The organism is Nocardia noduli (assembly GCF_019038455.1).
In the GTDB taxonomy this organism is placed as follows: domain Bacteria; phylum Actinomycetota; class Actinomycetes; order Mycobacteriales; family Mycobacteriaceae; genus Nocardia; species Nocardia noduli.
This window is the reverse complement of sequence record NZ_JAFMPL010000170.1, coordinates 1-9,902: the sequence shown is the minus strand read 5'-3', so window position 1 is coordinate 9,902 and position 9,902 is coordinate 1. Positions and strand designations below refer to the sequence as shown.

General features: G+C 68.2%; 9 protein-coding genes. 5 read left to right on the top strand and 4 right to left on the bottom strand.

Features of this window, described 5'->3' with window-relative positions; genetic code table 11:
- On the top strand, positions 1-1,800 hold a 1,800-nt coding region (glgP, locus tag JZ792_RS39620; RefSeq protein ID WP_216918027.1), incomplete at its 5' end, for an alpha-glucan family phosphorylase.
- 59 nt (positions 1,801-1,859) lie between these two features.
- Positions 1,860-3,221, top strand: coding sequence for an NCS2 family permease (locus JZ792_RS39615; RefSeq protein WP_216918026.1), 1,362 nt, complete (start codon positions 1,860-1,862; stop codon positions 3,219-3,221).
- A gap of 47 nt (positions 3,222-3,268) precedes the next feature.
- Here JZ792_RS39615 and JZ792_RS39610 read toward each other — a convergent pair whose 3' ends face one another.
- The 3 genes from JZ792_RS39610 to JZ792_RS39600 form a co-directional block, all read right to left on the bottom strand.
- The gene (locus tag JZ792_RS39610) at positions 3,269-3,979 is read right to left on the bottom strand and encodes a methyltransferase domain-containing protein (RefSeq protein WP_254190997.1); all 711 of its coding nucleotides are present in this window, start codon (positions 3,977-3,979) and stop codon (positions 3,269-3,271) included.
- 196 nt (positions 3,980-4,175) lie between these two features.
- A complete protein-coding gene (locus JZ792_RS39605; protein ID WP_216918025.1) occupies positions 4,176-6,215 on the bottom strand; it encodes an ATP-dependent DNA helicase in 2,040 nt (679 codons plus the stop codon).
- A 69-nt stretch (positions 6,216-6,284) separates the two neighbouring features.
- Positions 6,285-6,848: a nicotinamidase gene (locus tag JZ792_RS39600; RefSeq protein WP_216918024.1), complete on the bottom strand. Its 564-nt coding sequence runs from the start codon at positions 6,846-6,848 to the stop codon at positions 6,285-6,287.
- A 96-nt stretch (positions 6,849-6,944) separates the two neighbouring features.
- Between JZ792_RS39600 and JZ792_RS39595 the strand changes: the two genes are divergently transcribed.
- Positions 6,945-7,172 carry a hypothetical protein gene (locus JZ792_RS39595; protein WP_216918023.1) on the top strand — a complete coding sequence of 76 codons (228 nt, stop codon included), beginning with the start codon at positions 6,945-6,947 and terminating at the stop codon, positions 7,170-7,172.
- Positions 7,173-7,328: 156 nt separating this feature from the next.
- On the opposite strand, the gene JZ792_RS39590 is transcribed toward JZ792_RS39595, so the two are convergent.
- Positions 7,329-8,642 carry a nicotinate phosphoribosyltransferase gene (locus JZ792_RS39590; RefSeq protein ID WP_216918022.1) on the bottom strand — a complete coding sequence of 438 codons (1,314 nt, stop codon included), beginning with the start codon at positions 8,640-8,642 and terminating at the stop codon, positions 7,329-7,331.
- Positions 8,643-8,775: 133 nt separating this feature from the next.
- Here JZ792_RS39590 and clpS point away from each other — a divergent pair, with 133 nt between their 5' ends.
- Together clpS and aosR are read left to right on the top strand one after the other, a co-directional pair.
- Complete coding sequence (gene clpS, locus JZ792_RS39585) at positions 8,776-9,096, top strand: ATP-dependent Clp protease adapter ClpS (protein WP_109523488.1); 321 nt, start codon at positions 8,776-8,778, stop codon at positions 9,094-9,096.
- A 45-nt stretch (positions 9,097-9,141) separates the two neighbouring features.
- Positions 9,142-9,711, top strand: coding sequence for an oxidative stress transcriptional regulator AosR (gene aosR / locus JZ792_RS39580; RefSeq protein ID WP_109523487.1), 570 nt, complete (start codon positions 9,142-9,144; stop codon positions 9,709-9,711).
- The last annotated feature ends 191 nt before the right edge of the window (positions 9,712-9,902 follow it).

The following is a 9,902-nucleotide window of genomic DNA, read 5'->3' as shown; positions in this document are numbered from 1 at the left end:
GTGCGGGCGGTTCGCGCCTACACCAACGCCCAGGGACTGCCCGATCCCGACGTCTTCCACATGAACGAGGGGCACGCGGGGTTCCTCGGCGTCGAACGGATCCGCGAATACGTCGCGGGCGGACTCGATTTCGACACCGCGCTGGCCGCCGTGCGCGCGGGCACCGTCTTCACCACCCATACCCCGGTGCCCGCGGGCATCGACCGATTCCCGATGCCGCTGGTTCGCCGCTACTTCGGCGGGGCGCACGGCGAATCGGAATCCGCGCTGCTGCCGGGGCTTTCGGTGGACCGGATCGTGTCGCTCGGGCGCGAGACCGATCCCGAATTCTTCAACATGGCGCATATGGGTCTGCGACTCGCCCAGCGTGCCAACGGTGTGTCGAAACTGCACGGCGAAGTCAGCCGTTCGATGTTCTCCGCGCTGTGGCCCGGATTCGACGCGTCCGAGGTGCCGATCGGATCGGTCACCAACGGCGTACACGCCCCCACCTGGGCGGCGCGCGAATGGCTCGACAAGGCGCGTGAGCATATCGGCGCGGAACTGGTGGAGGAGGCGCGCGGCTGGGAGCGGCTGCGTGACGCGCCGTTGGGCGAACTCTGGTCGACCCGGAACACCCTGCGCGCCACCCTGATCGACGAAGTGCGTCGTCGGGTGCGGGCCTCCTGGCTCGAACGCGGCGCCGCCGAGGCCGAATTGGGCTGGGTCGAGCAGGTTTTCGATCCGAACGTGCTGACCATCGGATTCGCGCGCCGGGTGCCGACCTACAAGCGCCTGACGCTGATGCTGCGCGATCCGCGGCGGCTGCGGTCGCTGCTCCTCGATCCGGATCGACCGATGCAGCTGGTGGTGGCCGGTAAGAGTCATCCGGCCGACGACGGAGGCAAATCGCTGATCCAGCAGGTGGTGCGGTTCGCCGACGACCCGGAGTTGCGTCACCGCATCGTCTTCCTGCCCGATTACGACATGTCGATGGCCCGCTACCTCTACTGGGGATGCGATGTGTGGCTGAACAATCCGCTGCGCCCGCTCGAGGCCTGCGGTACCTCCGGCATGAAATCGGCACTCAACGGCGGACTCAATCTCTCCATCCGGGACGGCTGGTGGGACGAGATGTACGACGGGGAGAACGGCTGGGCGATCCCGACCGCGGACGGCGTGTCCGACGAACATCGCCGTGACGATCTGGAGGCGGCGGCGCTCTACGAACTGCTCGAGCGCACCGTCGCACCCCGTTTCTACGATCGCGACGAGCAGGGCATGCCGGTGCGTTGGGTCGAGATGGTCCGCCACACCTTGCAGACCCTCGGCCCGCAGGTGCTCGCCTCCCGCATGGTTCGCGACTACGCCGTGCAGTACTACGCGCAGGCGGCCGCCGCTTATCGCGCGGCCACCGATGACGAATTCGCGGGCGCGCGCACCGTTTCCGACTATCGGCGGCGGGTCGAAGCCGCGTGGCCCTCGGTCAAGGTGGTCAACGTCGACAGTGCGGGTCTGCCCGACACCCCCGTCATCGGGGCCGAGCTGTCGTTGACCGCGCGGATAGATCTCGGTGGTCTCTCGGTCTCCGATGTCGCGGTGCAGGCCGTCCTCGGTCGCGTTTCCACGGCCGACGATCTGTCCGACACCACCGTGGTCGCGATGTCGCACGTCGGTTCGGATTCCGGGCTGGAACTGTTCTCGGTGCGGACGCCCGTTCCGCTGTCGGGTGCGGTCGGCTACACGGTCCGGGTGCTGCCGCACGACGAGTTGCTCGCCTCGGACGCCGAACTGGGTCTGGTGGCGGCGCCGAACGCCTGATCCGGACGCGACGCCGGACGGATCACCGTCCGGCGAATCGTCGGCTACCGTGAGAGATCATGGCCACCGATGTGCTGACCCGTGCTCGCGGTCGCGTCGACGCGTACTTCGGCGTCAGCGAGAACGGTTCCACCATGCGGCGCGAGCTGATGGCGGGAACGGTGACGTTCCTCGCCATGTCGTACGTGCTCGCGGTGAACCCCGCGGTACTCGGCGATCAGGGCGCGCTCGGCGACAAGGGCATCCCCATCCAGGCGGTGTTCACGGCCACCGCGGTCGCCGCGGTCTTCGGCACACTCGTGATGGGGCTGTGGGCCCGCTATCCGATCGCGCTCGCGCCGGGAATGGGACTCAACGCCTTCTTCGCGTACTCGGTGGTGCTGGAGATGGGTATTCCGTGGCAGGTCGCGCTGTCGGGGACCTTCATCTCCGGCGTCGTGTTCTTCGTGCTCGCGGTCACCAAGGTCCGCGAGCGCATCCTGAACGCGATACCGATGCCGATGAAATTCGCGGTCGGCGCGGGCATCGGCATGTTCGTCGCCTTCCTCGGATTGAAGAACGCGGGCATCGTGGTCAACAGCGACGCCACCCTGGTCACCCTCGGTGATTTCACCGCGGGCACGACCTTGCTCGCCCTGTTCGGCCTGCTGGTCACCGTCGTCTTCCTGGTCATCGGTTGGCACGGAGCGGTGCTCTACGGCATCGTCCTGACGGCCGGACTCGGCATCGTCACCGGTCTGGTCGACCTGCCCGACGGGATCGCCGCCATGCCGAAGGGCCTCGACCAGACCTTCGGCCAGGCCATCGTGCACCTGCCCGACGCCTTCACCGCTCAGATGGCAGTCGTCATCCTGACCATGCTCTTCGTCGACTTCTTCGACTGCGGCGGCACCCTGATCGGCGTCGCCAACCAGGCGGGCCTGCTCGACGAGGACGGCAAACTGCCGCGCGCGGCCAGCGCGTTCGCCGCGGATTCGGTGGGCACCATGGCGGGCGCCGTCATCGGCACGTCGACCACCACCGCGTATGTGGAATCGACCGCGGGCGTCTCCGCGGGCGGCCGGACCGGATTGACGGCGATCTCCACGGCCGGATGGTTCCTCGTCGCGATGTTCTGCTACCCGGTGTTCGCGGTCGTGGCGGGTTCGCCGGAAATCACCGCGCCCGCGTTGATCGTGGTCGGCGTCCTGATGTCGCGGGCGCTCGGCGAGATCGATTGGAACCAGCTCGAGTATTCGATACCCGCCTTCATCACCGTCGTGATGATGCCGCTCACCTATTCGATCGCCAACGGCCTGGCCATGGGCATGCTGTTCTATCCCGTCGTGATGGTCGCGAAGGGACGGATCAGAGACGTGCATCCCGCGATGTGGGTGCTGACGGTGGTATTCCTCGGCTACTTCTTCTTCCTGGCCGAATAGGGATTCCGGTCACCCGGCCGGACCCGCTCGAGCCGGGGGAATCGAGGTCAGCTCCCGCCGGGAGCGTGTAGCACCAGCAGTGACGTCGCGCCGTGATGGAACTCGTATTCGGTGGCGCGCAGACTCGTTTCTATCCCCTTGTCGTGCAGTTCTTTTCGAAGATGAATCAACAGCTCGTCCTGTGGCCGACCGAGGTTGTCGACCAGCGGGTAGAGCCGGGTCTCGCCGCTCGCGACCCGTGACAACTCGAGCAGCGCCGCCAAGTGGAATTCGGCGTCGAGGCGATCGGTGTAGCTGAACAGCAGATGCGAACTGAGGACGAGGTCGAAACTGTTGTCGGCGAAAGGCAGTGAGGGCAGGCTCGCGGCGATGTAGCGGTGCGGGTTGGTGGTGATGTCGGTCCCGAATCCGGCCGCGGCGGCGGCGCGCATCGCGTGATGCCGGTCGGGTGAGCCGTACCAGTCCCACTGGTAGCCGTCGCGATGTGCGCGCGCCCACGCGCTCGCGCGATCGGTCTCGGCGAGTGCCAGTGCGCGCAGCTCGGCGGGCGGGCGGGCGTAGATCGGATCCGCGGCGGTGACATATGCGCCGAGTTCGCTCGCCTCGGTCGTGAAACTCGCCGCTCCGCCGGGGCAGTCGAGAATCCTGCGTTCACGCAGTTCGGTGTCGGTGAGCGCGAAGATTGCCCGGTATTCATCCAAAGATCTTGCGCTGATCAGGAATTCGCCGAGCACATCGGCGTCGGGTTGAGGCTCCATCCGGTCACGTTCTCACGTGCGGCCCGAGTGCGAAAGGGAATATGCGATAGCGATCCCCGCGCCGCGTGCAGGGCGTGGCGCGGGGATGGCCGACATCTCCGACGCGGGCCCTGCGGGTCGCGCCGGAGCATCGGGGTCGAATCTACTTCTGCGCGGAAGCGAACGGGGGGAGGGCGCGCGGTGTGTCGGCCGGGATTCAGTTCGCCGTCAAGCGCTGTAGCGCTTTGACGACCACCTCGGGGTTCGAGGTCTCCCAATAGGGCGGCAGCGATGCGCGCAGATACCCGCCGTATCGTGCTGTCGCCAAACGGGAATCGAGGATGGCGACCACACCGCGATCATCGACGCTGCGCAACAGGCGTCCGGTGCCCTGTGCGAGCAGCAGGGCCGCGTGATTCGCCGCGACGGCCATGAATCCGTTCCCGCCACGCGATTCGACAGCGCGCTGGCGTGCGGTCAGCAGCGGATCGTCGGGCCGGGGGAACGGAATACGGTCGAGGATCACCAGACTCAGCGACGGCCCGGGGACGTCGACGCCCTGCCACAGCGACAGCGTGCCGAACAACGAGGTCTCCGGATCGTCGGCGAATTTGCGCACCAGTGCCCCGGTCGAATCGTCACCCTGACACAGAATGGGGGTGTCGATCCGCTCGCGCAGCGCCTCGGTGGCGGCCTTGGCGGCGCGCATCGAGGAGAACAGCCCGAGGGTGCGTCCGCCCGCCGCGGTGATGAGTCGCTCGATCTCGTCGAGGTAGGCGGGGGCGAGGCCGTCGCGGCCGGGCGCGGGCAGGTGTTTTGCCACGTAGAGGATTCCGGATTTGGCGTGGTCGAACGGCGAGCCGACGTCGAGGGAACTCCAGCGCACCGTGTCGGCGTCCGATGGCGCCTCGGCGCCGTTCGCGGCACCGGTGTCCGAGCGTGCCGAGGAGCGCGCGGGCAGGCCCCAGGTGATCGCGAGTCCGTCGAAGTTGCCGCCGATCTGGAGGGTGGCCGAGGTCAGCACCACCGTCGCGGTGCCGAACAATCGGGCACGCAACAGTCCGCCGACCGAAAGCGGGGCCATCCGCAGCGTTTTCCGCGCCACGCCACGGATATCGTCGGCGGCCAGCCAGATCACGTCGCGGCGCGCGGCCGGATCGGGTTCGTCGAAGGCGGTGAGCGCCCGCACCGCGCTGTCGTGCACTTCATCGATCGCGGCCAGGGCCTGGGTGCGGGCGGCGGCGGCGTCCTGATCGCCCTGCGCGCCGGTGCTGCCCGGCGGGTTCAGCGCCGTGCGGGCGTTCCACGCGGCGTCGCGAACCAGCGCGAGCGCCGGGGCGACGCCGTCGGGCATGGTGTCCCACCGGGCGCCGGGAAGTTCGTCGAGGATTTCGTGCCAGGCCTCGGCCGCGCCCTCCAGACGATCGACTTCGCGTTCGTCGATGAGTTTGGTGCAGCGACGGGCGGCCGCGCTGATGGCGGCGGGCGCCAACTCGGCGGTGGCAACGCCGGTGACACGATCCACGAGTTCGTGTGCCTCGTCGATGACGACGACATCGTGTTCGGGCAGGATCTGGATTCCGCTGATGGCGTCGATCGCGAGCAGGGCGTGATTGGTGACCACGATGTCGGACTGTGCGGATTCGGCGCGCGCGCGTTCGGCGAAGCAGTCCTGACCGAACGAGCAACGCGATTTGCCGAGGCATTCGCGCGAGGACACGCTGACCTGCCGCCAGGCCCGATCGGTGACACCGGGGGCGAGTTCGTCGCGGTCGCCGGTCTCGGTGTCGGAAGCCCATTCGTTGAGCCGCTGCACTTCGCGGCCGAGCCGGGAGATGGCGAAGGCGTCGAAGAGTTCGGCCTCGGCGGGCTCCTCCGGCAGCACGCTGTTGATCTTGTTCAAGCAGAGATAGTTGTTGCGGCCCTTGAGGATCGCGAATTTCGCCTGCCTGCCGAGTTTGCCGCTCAGCGCGTCGGCGAGCCGGGGCAGGTCGCGGTCGACCAACTGCCGTTGCAGGGCGATCGTCGCCGTCGACACGATGACGGTGCGTCCGGTGCGGACCGCGTGCCGCAGACTCGGCACGAGATAGGCGAGGGATTTACCGGTGCCCGTCCCCGCCTGCACCGCGAGGTGTTCCTTGGTATCGATGGCGTGGTCGACCGCCGTCGCCATCGTCACCTGCCCGTCGCGTTCCTTACCTCCGAGCGCCTGCACGGCGGTGGACAACAGCTCCGGGACGGGCGGCAGTTCGGGCACGCGAGCAGCCTACTGCGCGGCACCGACACTGTCGGCGGACCGGCCCCGCCACCCTCGCGAACGGTCGCGCTATCCGATCGTGCCGGACAGGACGATCCCGGCGGCGCGGAGCCGGTCGAGCGCGTCGGCGGTGGTCGCGGGGGAGACGCCCGCGGTGAGATCGAGCAGCACCCTGGTGTCGAACCCCGCCGCGTTCGCGTCCAACGCGGTGGCGCGGACACAGTGATCGGTGGCGATCCCGACGACGTCGACCTCGCCGATATCCCTGGCGCGCAACCAGTCCGCGAGAGTCGCGCCGTCGGCGGCCGCGCCCTCGAAACCCGAATAGGCGGCGGAATATTCGCCCTTGGAGAAGATCTCCTCGATCGGCGAGGTGTCCAGATTCGGATGGAATTCCACGCCGGGCGTGCCGACGCGACAGTGCGGCGGCCACGAATCGACGTAGTCGGGCCGCTCGGAGAAATGCGCGCCGGGATCGATGTGGTAATCGCGGGTCGCGACGACGGCGGCGTAGTTCGCGCCGGTCAGATAGTGGCTGATGCGTTCGGCGACCGCGCTGCCGCCATCGACGGCGAGCGAGCCGCCCTCGCAGAAGTCGTTCTGCACATCGACGATGATCAACGCCCGATTCATGACGCATTACCTTTCGCCCGGTGTAAACGAAGACTACGCCGCGAGGCTATTACCTTGTGCCGCCGTTCACTCGGTGGGCGAGGCATAGGAGGCTTCATGAACAAGAACACCGTGCGGATCATGATCGCTCTCGTGATCGGTTGTGGCGCGTACACCGCGTTCGGGTGGCTGCTCGGGGTGCGTCCGGACAGCGTCATGGATTGGATTCTGTCCGCGGCGAAGGGCTTTCTGTTCGTCGGCGTCGCCGTCTACGTGGTGATGCTGGCGGGCAAACGGAAGCAGCGAGCCCGTGCGGCGAGCGAGTCGGATCGGGCCACTCCGTGACCACGGCGAGAATCGGGGCGGGCTTCGCGGCGTACTGGGCGGTGTTCGCCGCGTTGTCGTTGTCGCTCGCGAATTTCGGTTGGGTGGTCACGATGGTCGGACTGGGCGCCATCGCCCTGGTCGGCGGCGCGGCGGCGCAGTGGTGGTGTGGTCTGCTCAGCCCACGAACGTCGTCGGGACGGCGGGCTCGCCCGCGGACAGTTTCAGCCCCTCCCACGGCAGGCTGACCAGCCCGCGCGCGACCAGATCGCGGCTGTCGGTCAGCGTCGGCAGGTTGTCGAGCACCTCGCCCGCGCGGACCAGCGGAACCTGGAGTTCGCGGACGTCCGACCCGCCGGGGTCGGGTTTCGGGCCCCCCGCGGGATAGATGATCTCCTCGATGATCGTCCCGGTCGAGCGCGCGAGCCGCACGGCCTTCTTGGTACCCCCGCGCGACTCCTTGTGACTGCTGCGCTTGGCGACCGGAACACCGTCGACCTCGACGAGTTTGTAGACCATGCCCGCGGTCGGCGCACCGGACCCGACGACCAGCGAGGTTCCGACGCCGTACACGTCGACCGGTTCGGCGCGCAGCGCGGCGATCGCGTATTCGTCGAGATCGCCGGAGACCACGATGCGGGTCGACTTCGCGCCGAGCGCGTCGAGTTGATCCCTGACCTGCCGGGCCAGCACACCGAGATCACCCGAGTCGATACGCACGCCGCCGAGTTCCGGACCGGCCACCTCGACGGCGGTCGCGACGCCACGGGTGATGTCGAAGGTGTCGACCAGCAGTGTCGTCCCGACGCCGAGCGCCGCGACCTGGCTGCGGAACGCCTCGGCCTCGTGCGCTCCGTCCGCGCCGCTGTGGAGCAGCGTGAAGGCGTGCGCGCTGGTGCCCGCTCCCGGGATCCCGAAACTGCGTACCGCTTCCAGATTGGAGGTGGCGTCGAATCCGGCCAGATAGGCGGCCCGCGAACTCGACGGCGCGGCCAGTTCGTGGGTGCGCCGCGATCCCATCTCGATGGTCCGCCTGCCCGCGGCCACGCTGACCATTCTCGCCGCCGCCGAGGCGATGGCGCTGTCGTGATTGAGTACGGACAGGGCGAGGGTTTCGAGGAGGACGCATTCGGCGAAGCTGCCGCGCACCGACAGGATCGGCGAGCCGGGGAAATACAGTTCGCCTTCCCGGTAGCCGTCGATATCGCCGGTGAAGCGGTAGTCGCGCAGCCAGTCGACGGTGCGTCGATCGAGGAACGGGGCGACCACCTCGAGTTCCCGCTCGCCGAAACGAAACTGCGGCAGGGCGTCGAGCAGTCGGCCCGTCCCCGCGACGACGCCGTAGCGACGGCCGTTGGGCAACCGCCTGGCGAACACCTCGAAGGTGCAGCGGCGGTGCGCCGACCCGTCGGCGAGGGCGGCGGCCAACATGGTCAATTCGTACTGATCGGTCAGCAACGCGGTGCTGGCGAGGTCGTCGCGGATCTCCACCCGAGCAACTGTAGACAGCCGACACCCGGTGCGGGGAGCGACGCGGAAGTGGTGCCGCTACCGGTTCGCTGACCCGTGCGGAGGTGGCGGGACGGGTGTTGTGGATCGGGGGGTGAGTCGTACCCTGGACATCATGGGCTTGTGCGAAACAGAAGCAACGCTGTCGGCGGCACAGGCGACTCCGGAGACGGTGGAACACACCGAGATCCTGGAGGCGGAAGACCGTCCGTGGGTGACGGTGGTCTGGGACGACCCCGTCAACCTGATGCATTACGTCACCTACATCTTTCAGAAGCTCTTCGGCTACACCAAGGCGAAGGCGACCGAATTGATGCTGCAGGTACACAACGAGGGCAAGGCCGTCGTGTCGTCGGGGTCGCGCGACAAGATGGAGCAGGACGTACGCAGGCTCCACGCGGCGGGCCTGTGGGCCACCATGCAGCGGGACGACTGAGCGTAAGGACTACCCTCGACGGCGTGCCGAACTGGAGCGTGCGCCGTGCGTAAGTGGAGCAGGAAGAACTCACTGGGCGGCCTCAAGTTGCGATCCGAGATGGACGCGCGTGAGGCCGGTGTACTGCGGTCGCTGGTCGGCGCGGTATCCGGATTGCTCACCGAGCGGGCCCGGTCGGCCCCCGACGACGAACTCGCCGCCCTCACCGGATTGCGGACCGGCAACACCGTCCCGCCCGAGGATCCCCGCCTGCACCGGCTGCTGCCCGATTTCCATCGCAGCGAGCCGGGTTCCCCCGACGCCGACCGCGCCGACCTCAACAGCGCGCTGCGCGGCCTGCACGAGCCGGAGATCATCGACAGCAAGCTCGCCGCCGGATCCGTGGTGCTGGAGACCGTCCCCAGCGACGGCGGCAAGATCGTCCTCACCCCGGAACAGGCCGACGCCTGGCTGACCGCGTTGACCGACGTCCGCCTGGCCCTGGGCACCGTCCTCGGCATCGACGCCGACACCCCCGAACAACTCGATCCCGACGACCCCCGCGGCCCCCACCTCGACGTCTACCACTGGCTGACCTGGATGCAGGACTCCCTGCTCCAGGCCCTGGCCCCGTAGCGATGCCCCGCCCAAGCCACACGCACCCCAGCGCCTCTGGTGCACCCAGCGCCTCTGGTACCCCTGGTGCGCCCAGCGCGTCTGGTGCACCCAGCGCCGCCCCTGGTGCCCCGAACGCACCCAGCGCCCCTGGTGCCTCTGATGCACCTAACGCCCCTCGCACCCCTGGCGCACTCGGTGCCCCTGGCACG

Excerpts from the sequence above, each read along its gene's own strand:
- JZ792_RS39600 (WP_216918024.1), bottom strand. The coding sequence starts at position 6,848 with ATGAATCGGGCGTTGATCATCGTCGATGTGCAGAACGACTTCTGCGAG.
- JZ792_RS39610 (WP_254190997.1), bottom strand. The coding sequence starts at position 3,979 with ATGGAGCCTCAACCCGACGCCGATGTGCTCGGCGAATTCCTGATCAGC.
- JZ792_RS39595 (WP_216918023.1), top strand. The coding sequence starts at position 6,945 with ATGAACAAGAACACCGTGCGGATCATGATCGCTCTCGTGATCGGTTGT.
- clpS (WP_109523488.1), top strand. The coding sequence starts at position 8,776 with ATGGGCTTGTGCGAAACAGAAGCAACGCTGTCGGCGGCACAGGCGACT.
- JZ792_RS39615 (WP_216918026.1), top strand. The coding sequence starts at position 1,860 with ATGGCCACCGATGTGCTGACCCGTGCTCGCGGTCGCGTCGACGCGTAC.